Source organism: Devosia sp. SD17-2, assembly GCF_029201565.1.
Taxonomy (GTDB): Bacteria; Pseudomonadota; Alphaproteobacteria; order Rhizobiales; family Devosiaceae; genus Devosia.
In genome coordinates this window covers 2,545,220-2,560,384 of sequence record NZ_CP104002.1, presented here as the reverse complement: position 1 = coordinate 2,560,384, position 15,165 = coordinate 2,545,220, and the positions used below count along the sequence as shown (strand labels likewise).

The following is a 15,165-nucleotide window of genomic DNA, read 5'->3' as shown; positions in this document are numbered from 1 at the left end:
CAGTCCGCTCACGCGATATCAGTTCGGCGACTGGTTTGGGAGCTGAAGGGATGCAGGTCAGAAACAGGTGCATAGACAATTATTTCTGAGCCCTCAATGATTTCCGGCCTTCCGGGTATGGAAAGTACGATCGATTGGCCGGTATTGAGCAGACTGACGTGAACATGGCTCTCGCCACCGACCGGTTCGATTAATTCGACGGCGGTTTTGATCGCCACGTGGGCGGTGGCTGGCGCTTCCAGGACGAAGGAATCGGGACGAATGCCGACAATGTCGGTCCCAGAGGGCAGCGGGCCCAGCTGTTCGAGGGACGCCACGGGGATGAGGTTCATCGGCGGGGAACCGATGAAGCCGGCGACGAAGAGCGTCTCCGGGCGGTCATAGACCTCCGTAGGCGTGCCGATCTGCTCAACGAGACCGCCATTCATGACGACCAGCCGATCGGCCAGCGTCATGGCCTCGAGCTGGTCATGGGTGACATAGAGGCTCGTGGTCTTGAGGCGGCGCTGAAGTTTGCGGATTTCGACGCGCATCTGCACGCGCAGCTTGGCGTCGAGGTTGGACAGCGGCTCATCGAAGAGGAAGGCGGCTGGTTCGCGCACGATGGCGCGGCCCATGGCGACGCGCTGGCGCTGACCCCCGGAGAGCTGGCGCGGCTTTCGATCGAGCATGGGCCCGATCTCGAGAATGTCGGCGGCTTCCTTGACGCGCCGGTCAATCTCTTCGCGTGGGGTGCCGCGGTTCTTGAGGCCGTATTCGAGGTTTCCGCGAACGGTCATATGCGGGTAGAGCGCATAGTTCTGGAACACCATGGCGATGTCGCGCTCGGCTGGTTCCGCCTTGACCACGTCGCGGCCGCCGATCTCGATGCGGCCGGAGGTGACGGTTTCGAGGCCGGCAACCATGCGGAGCAGGGTGGACTTGCCGCATCCGGACGGGCCGACCAGCACGATCAGTTCGCCATCGGCTACGGATAGATTGACGCCTTTGACGGCGGGGATATTGCCGTAGTCCTTCTTGAGGTCGACCAGATTAATGGTGGCCATGGCTTATTTCTCCGTTTCGACCAGGCCTTTGACGAACAGGCGCTGCATGAAGATGACGACAAGGACGGGGGGCAGCATGGCCAGGATCACGGCGGCCATGACGAGGTGCCAGAGCGGCTCGGTATCGGCGCTGGCGGCGAGGCGTTTAATGCCCATCACCACGGTGTAGTAGCGGCTGTCATTGGTGACGAGCAGCGGCCACATGTACTGCACCCAGCCATAGATGAAGAGGATGACGAAGAGCGCGGCGATATTCGTCCGGCTCAGCGGTAGGAGGATGTCGCGGAAAAACTTCATCGGGCCGGCGCCATCGACGCGTGCGGCTTCCATCAGCTCATCCGGAACGGTGAGGAAGAACTGACGGAAGAGGAAGGTGGCGGTTGCCGAGGCGATCAGCGGCAGGATGAGGCCCTGATAGGAGTTCAGCATGCCCAGATCCGCCACGACCTTGAACGTCGGGATGATGCGCACCTCGACCGGGAGCATCAGCGTGATGAAGATGATCCAGAACGCGAGAAGGCGCAGCGGGAACTTGAAGTAGACGATCGCATAGGCCGAGAGCAGCGAGATGACGATCTTGCCCACGGCGATGGCGATGGCCATAACCAGCGAGTTGAGCATCATCACCCAGATCGGCGGCGCGCCGGAGCTGGAAAGGCCCTCGTTCCAGATCGTCGAGTAGTTCTCGATCAGGTGGGGGCCGGGCAGGAGCGGTACGAGACCGCTGACAAAATTGCCCGGGCCGTGTGTCGAGGCGATGAAAGCCAGATAGACCGGGAACACCACGATAACGACGCCGGCGATGAGCACCAGATGGGTGAGGAACGTCAGGAAGGGTCTGTTTTCAACCATTTGCATCAGCCCCTTAATACTGGACCCGGCGTTCCACGAAGCGGAACTGCACGACGGTAAGCGCGATGACGATCAGCATGAGGATGACGGATTGGGCGGCGGAGGAGCCGATGTTCAGGTTCAGCACGCCGTCGGTATAAACCTTGTAGACAAGGATGTTCGTTGCCTGGGCCGGGCCGCCCATGGTCGTCGCGTCAACCAGGCCGAATGTGTCGAACATGGCGTAGTTGATGTTGATGATCAGCAGGAAGAACGTCGTCGGGGAGATCAGCGGGAAGACGATGGTCCAGAACCGCTTGAACGGGCCCGCGCCATCGATGGCAGCGGCTTCGTTGAGCGATTGCGGCACCGATTGCAGCCCCGCGACAAAGAACAGGAAATTGTAGGAAATCTGCTTCCAGGCAGCAGCGATGACGATGAGGGTCATGGCCTGATTGCCGTCGATGCGGTGGTTCCAGTTGATCCCCATGCCGCGCAGGATATAGGGCGCGATGCCAATGGATGGATTGAAGATGAACCACCAGAGAATGCCGACCACCACCGGCGCGACCGCATAGGGCCAGACCAGCAATGTCGTATAGATCTTCCCCGAGCGCAGCAGGCGATTGACCGCCACGGCCAGCAGCAAAGAAACGGCCATGGACAGCAGCGTCACCGAGATGGCGAAGATGGCTGTGCGGCCGAGAGAGCCGATGTAATTGGGATCGGCGAAGATGCGTCGATAATTATCGAACCAGATGAACGTCGTCCGAAAGCCAAAGGGATCCTCGCGCTCAAACGAGGATTTCAGCGCCTGAATGGCCGGCCAGATGAAGAAAATCAGCGTGACAACCAGCTGGGGGGCCAGCAAAAGGTAAGGCAGCAGCTTGTTTGGAAATATGGTGCGTTTGCTCTGCATGGGTCCTCGCACGGGCGCCGCGTGACGGACAGGGCGCGACGGCGCTGCCCATCATTCGAGCTGAAAAAGGGGCCAGATTGGCTCTGGCCCCCGATAACCAAATTACTGGTTGGTCGCTTCAAACTCGCGCAGGACCTCGTTGCCGCGGGCAACTGCGGAATCCAGCGCTTCCTGTGCGGTCTTTTGACCTGCGAGCATGGCCTCGAACTCCTCGTCGACCAACGTACGAATCTGGCTCAGATTGCCAAAGCGAACGCCCTTGGAGTTGGCCGTGGGGGTGCCGCGGGTGATCTGCTCGATGGCCACGGAGGAACCCGGATTGGCTTCGTAATAGCCCTGTTCCTGGCCCAGTTCATAAGCCGCATTGGTGATCGGCAGGTAGCCAGTGAACTGGTGCCAATCAGCCTGGACTTCCGGCTGGCTGAGATAGGTGAAGAACTCGGCGACGCCCTTGTAGACGTCATCGCTCTTGCCGTTCAGCACCCAAAGGGTGGCGCCGCCGATGATCGAGTTCTTGGGGTCCGTGGTGACGTCGTCATAATAGGGCAGGGGCGCGAAGCCGACTTCGAAGTCCTTCGAGTTGGCAATGACGCCTGCGCGCGATCCCGAGGAGTTCATGTAGACGGCGCATTCACCCGAATAGAACTTGGGCGGCGCGTCTGGGCCACCCACCGGGCCACCATACTGGTAGAGACCGGAATCGGACCACTTCTTGAGGTTTTCCCAGTGTTTGACCTGTACCGGGCCGTTGAAGGTGAACTCGGTGCCGAGGCCGCCAAAACCGTTTTCCAGCGTGCCGAACGGCTGGTCATGAATGGCCGAGAGGTTTTCGGTCTGGATCCAGGTGATCCAAGCTGAGCTCAGGCCGCACTTGGCTGCGCCGCTGTCCACGATGGTCTGCATCGCGGTTTCGAGCTCCGCCCAGGTTTTTGGCGGGGTTTCGGGATCAAGGCCGGCTTCTGCAAAGGCGTCCTTGTTGTAGTACATGATGGGGGTGGACGAGTTGAACGGCAGCGAGAGGATGTTGCCATCGGTGTCAGAATAATAGCCCACAACCGGGCCGAGGAAGCCACTTGGATCCCAAGGCTGGCCGTTTTCGGTCATCAGTTCGTAAACCGGCTTCACGGCGCCCTTGGCTGCCATCATCGTGCCGGTACCAACTTCGAAGACCTGCACGATGGCGGGCTGCTCATTGGCGCGGAAAGCTGCGATCGCAGCGGTCAGGGTTTCCGGATAGCTTCCCTTATAGGTCGTGACGACCTTGTAGTTTGACTGGCTGTCATTGAACCCCTGGGCGATGGATTCCAGCTTCTTGCCAAGTTCTGCGTCGAGCGCGTGCCACCAGCTGATTTCGGTCTGAGCCGACGCCGGGCTTGCAGCAAGCACGGCAGCCATACCCGCAGACAGCAGCATAATCTTCTTAAACATGCTCTCTCCCTTAGTATTCAGCCGGGACCTCCTCGCCCCAGGCTTGATGCCATATGACAACATGGAATCTTCCTTTGCAAACCAGAATGTTCATATGAACATCGGTCGTGTCCGTTTTGGACCGCTCCTTGGTGGCCCGTCGTTCTGGTAATTTAGGAGAATAACAGTGTTATGACAGAAGGGTTTGACGGCACCGTGCGCATGCAGAGCCTTTGCCTTGCAGTGCATTGGTTCATGTGAACATCCTATGAGGCAGGCGCTGGCCGACCGCCGCAGCGCGGGCACCTGCCGTCGAACAGGTGGGCAAGGAACGTGTCGCGGTGATAGATTTGGAGGAGGTCGCCGGCGAGGTTATGCCCGGGAACGGCGGCAGAGATTGCACCGAGCGACCAACAGCAAGCCCTTGTCCGCAGCCTGACCCAGCCGCGGGCAGGAGAATTCGGAACTGGGCGGCGAGTTGGTCATGCCGCAGAAACGGAACGAAACCAGAACTCAGGCAAGGGTGCGCAAGCAAGGGGGACGGCAAACCGTCTCTTGATGAAGAGTGTCTCGTCCCAACCGCCTGTCGTGCCAATCAGACCACAGGTGGTAGTTAACAATATCAAGAAGTTAGCTGGTGATTCCGGCGCGATTCGAACCCACGACCCCAGGATTAGGAATTCCGTGTTTATGCGAATTCCAGTGCTCAGAGCAACTCCAAAGTGAAGTGTAGCCTGACAGACTTCCCTTGATTTTAACGCTATAGCGGTCGGCCCCTTGAAAACAGGGGGCTGGGCTGATTTGTTGGTGGTCGCCCCAGTGTCGCCCCAGTGCGGCCTGCGGATCGAAAGGTCGCCCCAGTATGCCCGTCGTCATCACTCAAGCCGTCATTACCAAGGCCAAGTCGGAGGCTGGCCCCGGATGTCGACGACACGACATCGTCGACGCCAAGAGCCGGGGGCTGTCGCTGAGGGTCTCCGCTACCGGCGTTCAGTGGAGCCTGCGGTATCAGATCAACGGGCGCGACAAGCGTCTGGCCTTGGGAGACGTGGACCTCTGGACGGTTGCCGAAGCCCGGTCGATCGTCGATCGCGCCCAGCAGATCCTGCGCGATCGGATGGGCATCCCCGATGAAGCGTGGGTCGACAAGCTCCGTGCGGCAATGGGCAAGGCCGCGGCGGTCACGATGGCAGCACCCGTGGACGCTCCACGCAAGGTTTTCGCATGGACCTTTGCGGAGGGTCGCAAGGCTTTCCTCGACGAGGTCAAGCGGACGCGTAGGCATGATACGTGGAAAGACTACGGCTGGAAGCTTTCCGGCGACGACCTGCGCGACCTCGATCCTATTCCATTGCCGCAGATCACGCGCCAGCGCCTAGCGGGCATCCTTGGCGAGATCCACAAGTCTGGCCGCGAAACGCACGCCCAAAAACACCCAGCGTGTGCTCAGCCGGTTCTGGAACTGGTTGGCGGAGGATGGCCAGATCAGCCGCTCCAGCGTGCAGCCGGGCATCATGCAGGGCTTGAAGGCGCCGGAGCCAACGCTCGTCGAGACCGACGTCGACGGTGACGACCCTTATAGTCCGGGGTACGTGCCCCCGATGTCGGAGGTTGGTCGTATCATCGCCCTCGGTCGGTCAGGCTTGGTGCATGACACGCTCGGCGCCGCCATCGAATTGGTCTGCTGGACTGTGCAGCGCAGAAGGACGATCTGCGAGGCGCGGCGGCAGGACTTCGAGTACATCAGCGAGGAGATCGGCGGTCTGTGGCATATCCCGCCTCGATCGATGAAGAGCAGGTCGCGGAAGGGCAGGGCGCGGCCCCATACGATTCCACTGCCACCGGCGGCATGGGCGATCGTGCAGCGCATGCTAGACGTCGACAGCAATTCGCCATGGCTGTTTCCGCAGATCAGAGCTCGCAGGCAGGGCATGGAGACGACGCACATCCATCCGTCGACGCTCACGCACAAGATGAGTGACTTGCCGGGCGTCAATGCCTCCCCACACGACGTTCGAAGGGCTTTTGCAACGCACGGCGAGACCATGCTGGGGCTTTTGCGAACGGACACCCAAGCTATTCTTGACCATAACCCCGACGCCCGAGACGTCACGGGTGCGCACTATGCGCTGCACAACGGGACCCATAAAACGTGGCCGATCATGCGCGCATGGTCGGAAGCAGTCTCCGGGGCCATCGAAATGGCAGGGGTAGAGATGGAATCTCTGCCAGACCTTAAGCTTGCGATGGCAGCCAAGAAGACCCGCGATCAGCTCTCCGTAGCGGCATCATGATCAACATGACAAGGCCTGATTTCTGGCGCGTTCTCTCTGGTGGTCACGTGCCATGTAATAGTCGAGATACGCTGCGATAAACTCGCGGGCTGCGGGAACGACGACTGCATTTCCATAGGCCGCGATGCTGTCCACTGCGCCGGGTAGCCCATCAGCCATCGGGAGAATTCCGGGCTCAATCGGACGTCTTTTTCCGTCACTGCATAGGATCCAAGTGTCGCTGGACCAGTAAGCGCGATCGTCGGTGCTACGTCCTCGATGCGACACTGATGTGCTCGCTTGGGGTTCCCGCGGCCACCGCTCCGACCCACTTTCGGTGTCGGCCACCCAGTACAATCTGTCTCTGATGTGCGGCGCGCCGACGCCCGCAGCTGGGAACGGCACGGCCCCGACGGCGTAGTCCAGGGCTTCCAGGTCAAATTGTATAAGGTCGATCCAAGGATCTGCGTCCGCTCCCGCAACCTGCTCTCCAAAGATGACTGGAGGTCGGCACTGCTGGATGAGCCAATGGAACGATGGCCAGAGATGCCGCTCGTCAGCAAACCCAAGGCCTTTGCCTGCGCGGCTGAAAGGCTGGCATGGGCATGAGCCCGTCCAGACAGGGCGGTCGTCGGGCCAACCGGCTTGTCGCAGGGCGAGGGGCCAGCCGCCGATGCCGGCGAAGAAGTGACAGCTGACGTATCCTTGCAGATCGTCGGCAGTGACATCTTCGATGCTTCGAGTGTCGACGTCTCCGTCTGGAAGAGATCCATCTGCGATCCTTGCGCGGAGGACGGCGGCAGCCTTTTGATCCCACTCGTTGTAGTAGGTTTTGCCATTCATTTAGTTCCTCTCGTCCGTCAGTTGCGACGGTCCGGCCCGTAGTCATGGCGAAGATCAGGGTCCGCTCCGCGAAGCACAAGTGCGGCCTTTACATCTTCATTAACGATTTATGCAGTCGGCCCCCGGACACCGCCACCTGACCAGGCTATAGAGCCGTCATGTGACGCCTGAGCATTGCTCGGCGGCGCACCCCGGGCTCAAACCGCGCAGATGCCGGAGTGCCACGGGGCAGGGGTCGGAACCGACCCGCATCAAATTTCACAATGACATCAAAGGAAACCACGGCCTCGGCCGCCATCATTCTCGCCGTCCGCGAGCGCCAGATTCTGCATCGCATCATCAAAGAAGGACGGCTGCCGCAGCTCGACGATTTGCTCGAAGGCGCCCCTTTTTTCGCCGACTCTATCGAGCGCGATATTCAGTCGTGGTGCGATGCCGTTCCGCTTCTAGGATTCTGGCGCCGAGATGAAGGCGGAAAACTCGTCAGCTCCAAGCCACCTGCTGACCTTCTCAAGAACGTTGGCGTATTGCGCGACACCTGCCAGCGGATGGCCCTTGAAGCCGTCAGGCTGCAACTGGAAGCGTTGGGCCACGAAGACCAGCACCGCATGCGCGTGTACCAGTCCTGTCTCCAAGATGGCCATCAGCGAGAGATCGACGAGGCGCGTCATGCGCTTGCGCTGCACATCGCAGAGCATGACATGTTCGGGGCATCTCGGCTTGAGGGCCTGTGGTTGCACTGCGTCGCTACGGGTCTGCTTAGCCGCTCTGCGGGCTCGAAGACGCAATACTTTGCTGCAGGTGTGAGAGCTATCGGGCTGTATCATTTGCTGCATGAGCAAGTGCGGTCGGCAGAAGCCGTGATCGACGCCGCAGATAAGAAGGCGGCAGAGGGCCCGATCTCGACTTTTGAAGAGATCGCCGCGGCCGCCGAGCACTACGAGGCAGGCGAGGAAGACTGGGCGGAAGCCATCGAAGAGACCCGTGCTGCCGAGCTCGCCGCTGTCGTCGTGGTGCCCGAGCTGCCCGATGGACAAACGAGCCATCGGAAAGACATCTACCGGGGCTGGAAGGAGCTGGCGGGCGAACCTTTGCCTCTCGTTCAGAAGGGCGACATCGCGGCCGCACGCCGGCATTTGATGCTTCAGTGGCCGCACGCGATTGATGTCATCGACACGATTTTAGGCGACCTTGTTGTCCGCGACGACGTTCGTTTTCGGCCTACGCTTCTGGTCGGAGATCCGGGGTCGGGCAAGAGTTCGCTTGCTCGGGCGATCTGCGATGAACTGTCTTTGCCTTGCGAGCTTTTCAGCTTGGGCGGTGTGGCCGATGCGGCCTTGGGCGGCACGTCCGCTCAATGGTCCACGGCCCGCGAAAGCGTGCCCTTGCAGCTGATCAAGCGCTCGAAAAGTGCCAACGGTTGCATCATCTGGGACGAGGTCGAGAAGGCGGTGACTGGCTCGGCAAACGGGTCCGCCTTGGACGCCTTGCTGCCGTTGCTCGAGCTAGACCAGGCACGCCGGTTCCGCGACCCGGCACTCGAAGTCGAGTGCGATCTGAGCCACGTCTCTCATTTCGCGACCGCCAATTCCGTCGAGGGCATCCCAGCTCCGTTGCGCGATCGGATGCGTATCTTGCGGATGCCGACGCCCAGCTGGGCGCACCTAGGTGTGCTCGCGGGTCAGATCGTCGATCGCATCGCAAGAGAGCGAGGAATCGATCGCCGCTGGTTCGAACCCTTGGCCGAGGACGAAATGGACCTCGTTCGGAGCGCGTGGCCGGGGGGGTCAATTCGGAAGCTGCAACGGATCATTGCGACGATCATCGATGGCCGTGAGACACATATGGGGAGATGCTAATGTATAATGAGATCATCATCAAAAACGCGGTTTGGTGCGGTATCTGCAAGACCGAGGCCGTCAGTACTCATCGCCATCATTTTGCTCGCTGCAGGTGCGGCAACATCGCTGCGGACGGCGGAGACGCATACCGCCGCCGCGTGGGCGCTGAGGGCCCATGGACGGACACATCTATCCTTGCCGACCCCGAACCGACTGCCCATCAGCTCAGTGCTGCTATCGAGATCCTGCACCCGCTCAAGGCCGGCGCGCTGCCGCCCGCTGACGTGCTCGGCGCCGCTCCTCTCCTCGAGAACTGGAGGTTGGTGGTAGCGAGGCGCGAGTATCCGGAGGGGCTTTATGAGATGGAGGGCATTGTCACCGGGCACCCGAAATACCGAGACGGCTATCGTCTGCGCACACCCCCGCTGCTCATGAAAAGCGCCGACCGCGCGTGGGCGCTGACGCTGGCCGGCACCTATTATCGCTTGGGCGATCCCGACCCCATGGGGGTGCACGATGCTGTCTGATCACGAACTTGAACGCCTCCGGCGCCTCTTCGTCGACGCCTGCGTGCAGCTGCCTTTCGACGAGACGGCCCCGGAGGGCGCAGCTGTCTGGTGGGGTCGCACGCTGATCGATGCGACGCCAGAGAACATCAGACAGCTGCTCGATGCCCTTCGGGGAACGGAATGGCATACCCGCCTGCTGGTCGCTCTGATCGAGATCGGAACCGCGTGCGCTGGCGATGTTCTCGTCGGTGTGCCGGCCCCTCTCGATGACGTCACAGACAAGCGTTGGCAGCTTCGGCGCGAGCTCGACCGTGCGATCGACGATCTCCAAGATGTAGATCTGCATATGCTGATTTTCAAAGCGAAGAGGGCTGCGGGATGAGGCTATGGATCGTTTCAGATTTACACACCGACCACACGCCCTGGTCGCCGTCTGTGGTGCCGCATCACGATGTCATGGTCATTGCAGGCGACATCAGCAACAGCCACGAGACTGTGCTCTCAGAGCTATCGCGGCTGCAGTCGCTTACGGGCCGCCCCGTGGTGTTCGTCCCCGGAAACCACGATCTAAGCGGCGGCCCTCTCGATGCTTTTGAGCACGCCGGCACCGGCCCCGTGATCGTGCTGCCGGCCGGGCAGGCGGTCGTCATCGCTGGCGTGCGCTTCGTCGGCGCCACCCTGTGGACGGACTTCGAGATTGCCGGCGACGTCCACGCTTCTGAAGCATGGGCGGCGCGATGTATGCCTGAATACCAACGCGACCACACCTGACGGCGATCTGCTGTGGCCGGAGCATACCGCCGCCGCCCACGCCCTGCACCGCGCCGCCATCGAGGGTGTGCTGTCGCATCCGCACGACGGCCCAACGATCGTCGTCACGCACCACGCGCCATCTGGGCTGTCATGCGGCCACAAGCCGGGCATCGAGGACGCTGCATACGCGTCGGATCTGACTGAAATGATCCGTGCAAGACAGCCGACCCTCTGGATACATGGGTGGAGCGCACCCCATTTTGACCGGACAGGCGGCATAGCCGATAAGGCATAGGCATGCGCCTATGAGTACGACTATGTCCAAGAGTTCCGACGAGCCGTTTCGACGGGTCGAAGTCATCACCTCCGTGCAACGCCGCCGGCGCTGGTCAGTGGCCGAGAAGGTTCGGTTGGTGGAGGAAGCCATGCAGCCGGGCATGAGCGTTTCCTACGTGGCACGACGCGCCGGCATTTCCCCTTCCCAGCTCTTCGCCTGGAAGCGCCGCATGCTTGAAGGCGGCCACGCAGCCGTTCAGGCCGATGAAGATGTCGTTGGCGCTTCCCAGGTCCGCGATCTGGAAAAGCGCGTGCGTGACCTCGAGCGCATGCTGGGCAAGAAGACCATGGAAGCGGAGATCTTGAGGGAGGCCCTGGATCTCGCGCGCCCAAAAAAACGGACTTCGCCCTTGCTGTCGTGGAGCAATCCCGAGGACGATACCCAATGAGCGTCATTGCCCGCACTCTGGGCGTCTCGAGGTCCAACCTGATCGAGCGCGCCAGCAAGCCATCCAAGCCGCGCGGACCTTATCGCAAGCCGGACGATGTTGCCCTTCTTGCCGAGCTACGCCCGATCATCGACCAGCGACCCACTTATGGCTATCGCCGTGTGACAGCATTGCTCAACAGGCAGCGGCGCAAGGAGGGCAAGCCCACCGTCAACACCAAGCGGGTCCTCAGGATCATGCAGCAGAACGGGCTCACCCTTCAAAAGCATACTGCCCTGCGGCCCACCCGCACCCACGACGGCGTCGTCGTTGCCCTGCGCTCTAATATCCGCTGGTGCTCCGATCATCTGGAGATCCATGCCCGCAATAACGAGGTGGTGCGCATCGTCTTCGTCATCGACGCCTGTGACCGAGAGATCATCGCCTGGTCGGCCGTCGCCAATGCCGGCATCTCCGGCGAGATGGTCTGTGATCTGATGATCGCCGCCGTCGAGCGCCGCTTCCAGGCCCTAAAGGTCCCACACCGGCTAGAGTGGCTCTCGGACAATGGCAGTGCCTATATCGCCAGGCAGACCGCACAAGTGGCCGCGGCGCTGGGCATTGACCTGCTCTTCACCCCGGTTCGAAGCCCACAGAGCAACGGCATGTCTGAGGCCTTCGTCAAAACCCTGAAAAGGGACTACGCCTCAACCGTTATCCTCCCAGACGCCGAGACTATCCTGGCCTTGCTGCCCGAATGGATCGACGATTACTGTGAGGTCCACCCGCACTCCGGGCTCAAGTATCGCTCACCACGCGAGTTCCTGCGCCTCAGTGCCTAAACCCAACCGCCGCCTGTCCGGCGAAACGGGGTCCACTCCAATGGGCACATCCACCGGCGGTCCGACTATGTGCTTGAAAACACACGTATTATCGCCGACCCGCGTGGCTACGAAAGCGACGACTGGCGCGAAAATCCCGAATTCGATCCGCAACTCGTCGTCGAACTGCCTGTGTAAGCCGTTGAAGTTGATAACGAATTAGGCGTGATGTCGAAATATGATCCATCTGCGATCCATTTTGGATCGTTCATGGATAGTCACTACCTCATAACTCGTCTTAACGGGCTATAGGGTAGTGAGAGGAGTTGTCGCCGCGTCGTCGGTGAGCCAGAGTGGTGGCGATTTGGGGAGGGGCCATGAGGTATATCTGGATTGTCGCACTGGCACTGAGCGTGACCATGGCGCCGACGATGGCCTTTGCTAGCACGGAAGAGAAGCTTGCCGCGCTAACGGGGGCCGTCACGGCCCCCGGGGACGGAGATCGGGGTCGAGCGTCGGCGCGAGTTCATCGACGCGGGTGTTGCCTACTGGCAGGACTTCAGTTCAAGGATTCCACGTAACTCGCCGACCGAGGCAAAATGGGTCGAGGACGAGATCGCCTCTGGTGCCTACGACCGGATCTCGCGCGCGGCAGGCTCGCCGCAGTACGCGCTGAAGCGGCTGGTCGAAATCGCCGAGAGCTGCGTCGAAAGCCACGGGCTCCTGCAGAGACACGTGGGCGGCGAGAAGTCAGATGAGCTTTATCTATGGCTGAAAGCGGTGCCCTGCTACGAGGGGAACGAGGTGGTTGAACACCTTCGGCGCGCAGGGTTGTCGGACGGCACATATGATGGCTCGTTCAAGATGGCGACGTTCGGCATGATCTCGAAATTCATCACGGGCCATCTCGCGAACAGCGTGCACGCCGGGCACTAGGCCGCCAGCTCTTTGATGCCCTGTGCGACAAGCGTGCTGATCGTTCGCTCGCCTAGCCAGCCCCAGCGCTCATATGCAGCGTGCAGCCCATATTCCTCAGCGATCTTGGCGACGATGCGGGGATCGGGATCTTTGTGCACGGAAATGATCCAGTCCGTGCCGCGGCGTTTCCGTGGTGCCTTCTTTGCCATCATCAGCTCCTCGTGGACCGGCTGCGCGGGGCGGGTTTTTCGATCACTCGCACGAGGCGATCGATTTCCCCGGAGACTTGTTCGCCGACCGCCTTGACGCTGCCGGTAACGCGCTCTTCGACTTCCTTGAGGTCCGCCCTGGTGATTGCGGTCGTCCGTAGCTCGACCAGCGCCGTTTCGGTTAGGCCGACGCGGGTATTCGTCAGCCCCACTTTTTCATCTACAATCTCGATCTCGCGCCTATTCGACTGCGTCTTGGCTTCGAGACGGACCAGCCAGCCGATGAAGCCGACTATCGCAAGCAGGCCGGTGACGATCGCGCTCCACGGAATCTGGTGCCAGTCCATCAATCAGTCGCTTTCAAAAGTGTAGGGGGCTGCCATCCGCAGGTGGCGGACCCGTGTTCGTTGTGAGAGAGGATCTCGCCGGCAAGAGGATCGCTGATGACGCCGATATCGGCCGACGTCGGATTGATCTGCCGCCAACCGGCACAATTTGATGTCACGGAAGGCGTTGAATGGGCACAACCCGCGAGAACGATCAGGAAGGCACCCAGCACGGCCAACTTGATCGCGCCGCTACGAACACCCTCCGACTTCGTGAGAGGGCACTCACAGGCAATTTCTGAAGGCGTTTTTCTCAGCGGGTCCATTTTTTCAGCCCCTCTCGAACCTCGGATGGTGTCATCCGCTCGATCTTGGCGTCTGTAGTTGCACGTGCTTCGAGCAGCGAGATCGTCGCCTCGGCGTATGCCATCCGCTCCTCCAAGCCTGTGACCTTCACCTTGGCGGCGGCGAGCATCTGATGCTGCACGTAGATCATGCCGACCAACGACAGCATGATCGAGATGGCGGCTATGGCGACGGCGACGCGCGGGCTCATGTCAGTCCTGCCTTCCGACCGTGCGGCTCAGGATCACGCCGCCGAGCACCAGAGCGCCGATCACAAGGATGGCCGCCAACGCGATGTGGATGGGGCGCTGCCCTGCGAGACGGCGGCCGCGCCAGACAACAGGGTGCCGCCAGCGGTCAGGACCTCCGGCTTGAGGACCTCGCTCTTGAGGGTAGGTGCAGGTGGCTCGGGCTGGAAGCTAGGCGTCGCTCCGCCAGCTGGAAACCAGCCGCCGTCATTCCAGCGGCGGGCAGGCCCGATATCGATGTGCATGAAGCCGCTCTTCGGATAGTGCCCGAAGCCTGTGAAACCGCATTCGCGGGCGGCCCGCTCGAAGGCCGAAGGGTTGTGATTGTCCATGCGAACGTCGAATGCCCGAGCGAGCCGATGCTGGGAATTCGTGGCACCCTTGACGCGACGGTTGTGGGCCGCCGATCGATATGCGCTGTTGACGATGAGCGGCTTGCCGAGGCGATTCCGCAGGGCCTGCAAGCGGTCCATTGCGGTCTCATCGATCATGAGCTCGCCTTCTCCGCGGCTGGCCATTTCTTGCGGCGAGAAGCTGGGCCAGCGCCACTCGGTGGCCGGGAAAGAAGAATAGTGCTTGTAGACCTTGGCCATCGAGAGCCTCCATTTTTACGGAGGTTCGGGTCCGGCCGTGCATCGAACAATGCCGATCTAAGCGATGAGATCGAACAGTGTAGGCATCCCCGCCATCGGCGACGGCCTTGAGCATTTCGACTGCCCGCTGCGCGCCGCCTTCACTTTCCGAGCGGCCTCGAGGACCTCTGCCAGCGTTGGCTTCGTGGCGGCGGGTGCCGGCTGGGCGACGATGTTGTCGGAGAGATCGAGGCCAATGGCGTCAGCGATGAGAAGGGCCCGCGATAGGCTGATGTCGTCGATCTCACCACGGAGGATGCGGGCGCGGACTGCGGTCAGCATCGGGCGGCCAGAGACGATGATTGCGCTGCAGGGGATCTGCTCCGACCAGATCTTCTTGCGGACGGCGTTCATCACTTCGTCTCGGAAACGGCGCTCTCGGTGACTGCGGTGTTTGTCTGGCGTTATCGGGCGCATGACTAATAATCTCTAACTACGCGGAACGAATCGTTAGCTGTCAATAGAGATTTTCTCGTGGATTCGTGCAAGTCGCAAGGAAAGTGCCATCTATTCTACAAAAGTGAATAGATCTCTGGATTC

General features: G+C 61.0%; 19 protein-coding genes. 8 read left to right on the top strand and 11 right to left on the bottom strand.

Going from position 1 to position 15,165, the window contains the following annotated elements; genetic code table 11:
* Positions 1-8 precede the first annotated feature (8 nt).
* The 4 genes from NYQ88_RS12515 to ugpB all read right to left on the bottom strand — a co-directional run bounded on the left by NYQ88_RS12515 (position 9) and on the right by ugpB (position 4,224).
* The gene (locus tag NYQ88_RS12515) at positions 9-1,046 is read right to left on the bottom strand and encodes a sn-glycerol-3-phosphate import ATP-binding protein UgpC (protein ID WP_275651466.1); all 1,038 of its coding nucleotides are present in this window, start codon (positions 1,044-1,046) and stop codon (positions 9-11) included.
* Between the two features lie 3 nt (positions 1,047-1,049).
* Positions 1,050-1,898: a sn-glycerol-3-phosphate ABC transporter permease UgpE gene (gene ugpE, locus NYQ88_RS12510; protein WP_275651465.1), complete on the bottom strand. Its 849-nt coding sequence runs from the start codon at positions 1,896-1,898 to the stop codon at positions 1,050-1,052.
* A 13-nt stretch (positions 1,899-1,911) separates the two neighbouring features.
* On the bottom strand, positions 1,912-2,796 hold the full coding sequence (gene ugpA, locus NYQ88_RS12505) for a sn-glycerol-3-phosphate ABC transporter permease UgpA (protein WP_275651464.1): 885 nt from the start codon (positions 2,794-2,796) through the stop codon (positions 1,912-1,914).
* Between the two features lie 102 nt (positions 2,797-2,898).
* Positions 2,899-4,224: a sn-glycerol-3-phosphate ABC transporter substrate-binding protein UgpB gene (ugpB, locus tag NYQ88_RS12500; protein WP_275651463.1), complete on the bottom strand. Its 1,326-nt coding sequence runs from the start codon at positions 4,222-4,224 to the stop codon at positions 2,899-2,901.
* Positions 4,225-5,065: 841 nt separating this feature from the next.
* Between ugpB and NYQ88_RS12495 the strand changes: the two genes are divergently transcribed.
* Positions 5,066-5,773, top strand: coding sequence for an Arm DNA-binding domain-containing protein (locus NYQ88_RS12495; RefSeq protein ID WP_275651462.1), 708 nt, complete (start codon positions 5,066-5,068; stop codon positions 5,771-5,773).
* Positions 5,718-6,497 carry a hypothetical protein gene (locus tag NYQ88_RS12490; protein WP_275651461.1) on the top strand — a complete coding sequence of 260 codons (780 nt, stop codon included), beginning with the start codon at positions 5,718-5,720 and terminating at the stop codon, positions 6,495-6,497. The genes NYQ88_RS12495 and NYQ88_RS12490 overlap by 56 nt, the downstream gene beginning before the upstream one ends.
* Here the strand turns inward: NYQ88_RS12490 and NYQ88_RS12485 are convergent, their stop codons facing one another.
* A complete protein-coding gene (locus NYQ88_RS12485) occupies positions 6,498-7,319 on the bottom strand; it encodes a DNA cytosine methyltransferase (RefSeq protein ID WP_275651460.1) in 822 nt (273 codons plus the stop codon).
* A 263-nt stretch (positions 7,320-7,582) separates the two neighbouring features.
* On the opposite strand from NYQ88_RS12485, the gene NYQ88_RS12480 reads away from it, so the two are divergent.
* From NYQ88_RS12480 to NYQ88_RS12455, 6 genes are all read left to right on the top strand, one after another.
* A complete protein-coding gene (locus NYQ88_RS12480) occupies positions 7,583-9,178 on the top strand; it encodes an AAA family ATPase (RefSeq protein WP_275651459.1) in 1,596 nt (531 codons plus the stop codon).
* Complete coding sequence (locus NYQ88_RS12475) at positions 9,178-9,687, top strand: hypothetical protein (protein WP_275651458.1); 510 nt, start codon at positions 9,178-9,180, stop codon at positions 9,685-9,687. The genes NYQ88_RS12480 and NYQ88_RS12475 overlap by 1 nt, the downstream gene beginning before the upstream one ends.
* Positions 9,677-10,051 carry a hypothetical protein gene (locus tag NYQ88_RS12470; protein ID WP_275651457.1) on the top strand — a complete coding sequence of 125 codons (375 nt, stop codon included), beginning with the start codon at positions 9,677-9,679 and terminating at the stop codon, positions 10,049-10,051. The genes NYQ88_RS12475 and NYQ88_RS12470 overlap by 11 nt, the downstream gene beginning before the upstream one ends.
* Complete coding sequence (locus NYQ88_RS12465) at positions 10,048-10,440, top strand: metallophosphoesterase (RefSeq protein WP_275651456.1); 393 nt, start codon at positions 10,048-10,050, stop codon at positions 10,438-10,440. The genes NYQ88_RS12470 and NYQ88_RS12465 overlap by 4 nt, the downstream gene beginning before the upstream one ends.
* A gap of 299 nt (positions 10,441-10,739) precedes the next feature.
* Positions 10,740-11,968, top strand: a protein-coding gene (locus tag NYQ88_RS12460) for an IS3 family transposase (protein ID WP_275651365.1) whose coding sequence is annotated in 2 segments (ribosomal slippage) — positions 10,740-11,088 and positions 11,088-11,968 — 1,230 coding nt in all. Because the reading frame shifts where the segments join, the coding sequence is not laid out codon by codon here.
* 783 nt (positions 11,969-12,751) lie between these two features.
* Positions 12,752-12,883: a hypothetical protein gene (locus tag NYQ88_RS12455; protein WP_275651455.1), complete on the top strand. Its 132-nt coding sequence runs from the start codon at positions 12,752-12,754 to the stop codon at positions 12,881-12,883.
* Here the strand turns inward: NYQ88_RS12455 and NYQ88_RS12450 are convergent.
* The 6 genes from NYQ88_RS12450 to NYQ88_RS12425 are packed head-to-tail and all read right to left on the bottom strand — an operon-like array spanning position 12,880 to position 14,979.
* Complete coding sequence (locus tag NYQ88_RS12450) at positions 12,880-13,077, bottom strand: hypothetical protein (RefSeq protein WP_275651454.1); 198 nt, start codon at positions 13,075-13,077, stop codon at positions 12,880-12,882. The two genes, NYQ88_RS12455 and NYQ88_RS12450, sit on opposite strands and share 4 nt — an antisense overlap.
* A complete protein-coding gene (locus tag NYQ88_RS12445; protein WP_275651453.1) occupies positions 13,077-13,421 on the bottom strand; it encodes a hypothetical protein in 345 nt (114 codons plus the stop codon). The genes NYQ88_RS12450 and NYQ88_RS12445 overlap by 1 nt, the downstream gene beginning before the upstream one ends.
* Positions 13,421-13,726, bottom strand: a complete 306-nt coding sequence (locus NYQ88_RS12440; protein ID WP_275651452.1) for a hypothetical protein — start codon at positions 13,724-13,726, stop codon at positions 13,421-13,423. Before NYQ88_RS12440 ends, NYQ88_RS12445 begins: the two co-directional genes overlap by 1 nt.
* Positions 13,714-13,956: a hypothetical protein gene (locus tag NYQ88_RS12435; protein ID WP_275651451.1), complete on the bottom strand. Its 243-nt coding sequence runs from the start codon at positions 13,954-13,956 to the stop codon at positions 13,714-13,716. The genes NYQ88_RS12440 and NYQ88_RS12435 overlap by 13 nt, the downstream gene beginning before the upstream one ends.
* 60 nt (positions 13,957-14,016) lie before the next feature.
* Entirely contained in the window at positions 14,017-14,586 is a 570-nt protein-coding gene (locus NYQ88_RS12430) for a D-Ala-D-Ala carboxypeptidase family metallohydrolase (protein WP_275651450.1), read from the bottom strand.
* A 57-nt stretch (positions 14,587-14,643) separates the two neighbouring features.
* Positions 14,644-14,979 carry a hypothetical protein gene (locus NYQ88_RS12425; protein WP_275651449.1) on the bottom strand — a complete coding sequence of 112 codons (336 nt, stop codon included), beginning with the start codon at positions 14,977-14,979 and terminating at the stop codon, positions 14,644-14,646.
* Positions 14,980-15,165 lie beyond the last annotated feature (186 nt).

Coding starts and splice junctions, on each gene's coding strand:
- NYQ88_RS12485 (WP_275651460.1), bottom strand. CDS start 7,319: ATGAATGGCAAAACCTACTACAACGAGTGGGATCAAAAGGCTGCCGCC.
- NYQ88_RS12440 (WP_275651452.1), bottom strand. CDS start 13,726: ATGGACCCGCTGAGAAAAACGCCTTCAGAAATTGCCTGTGAGTGCCCT.
- NYQ88_RS12480 (WP_275651459.1), top strand. CDS start 7,583: ATGACATCAAAGGAAACCACGGCCTCGGCCGCCATCATTCTCGCCGTC.
- ugpE (WP_275651465.1), bottom strand. CDS start 1,898: ATGGTTGAAAACAGACCCTTCCTGACGTTCCTCACCCATCTGGTGCTC.
- NYQ88_RS12465 (WP_275651456.1), top strand. CDS start 10,048: ATGAGGCTATGGATCGTTTCAGATTTACACACCGACCACACGCCCTGG.
- NYQ88_RS12425 (WP_275651449.1), bottom strand. CDS start 14,979: ATGAACGCCGTCCGCAAGAAGATCTGGTCGGAGCAGATCCCCTGCAGC.
- NYQ88_RS12430 (WP_275651450.1), bottom strand. CDS start 14,586: ATGGCCAAGGTCTACAAGCACTATTCTTCTTTCCCGGCCACCGAGTGG.
- NYQ88_RS12495 (WP_275651462.1), top strand. CDS start 5,066: ATGCCCGTCGTCATCACTCAAGCCGTCATTACCAAGGCCAAGTCGGAG.
- NYQ88_RS12435 (WP_275651451.1), bottom strand. CDS start 13,956: ATGAGCCCGCGCGTCGCCGTCGCCATAGCCGCCATCTCGATCATGCTG.
- NYQ88_RS12470 (WP_275651457.1), top strand. CDS start 9,677: ATGCTGTCTGATCACGAACTTGAACGCCTCCGGCGCCTCTTCGTCGAC.
- NYQ88_RS12490 (WP_275651461.1), top strand. CDS start 5,718: ATGCAGGGCTTGAAGGCGCCGGAGCCAACGCTCGTCGAGACCGACGTC.
- ugpA (WP_275651464.1), bottom strand. CDS start 2,796: ATGCAGAGCAAACGCACCATATTTCCAAACAAGCTGCTGCCTTACCTT.
- NYQ88_RS12445 (WP_275651453.1), bottom strand. CDS start 13,421: ATGGACTGGCACCAGATTCCGTGGAGCGCGATCGTCACCGGCCTGCTT.
- NYQ88_RS12515 (WP_275651466.1), bottom strand. CDS start 1,046: ATGGCCACCATTAATCTGGTCGACCTCAAGAAGGACTACGGCAATATC.
- ugpB (WP_275651463.1), bottom strand. CDS start 4,224: ATGTTTAAGAAGATTATGCTGCTGTCTGCGGGTATGGCTGCCGTGCTT.
- NYQ88_RS12450 (WP_275651454.1), bottom strand. CDS start 13,077: ATGATGGCAAAGAAGGCACCACGGAAACGCCGCGGCACGGACTGGATC.
- NYQ88_RS12475 (WP_275651458.1), top strand. CDS start 9,178: ATGTATAATGAGATCATCATCAAAAACGCGGTTTGGTGCGGTATCTGC.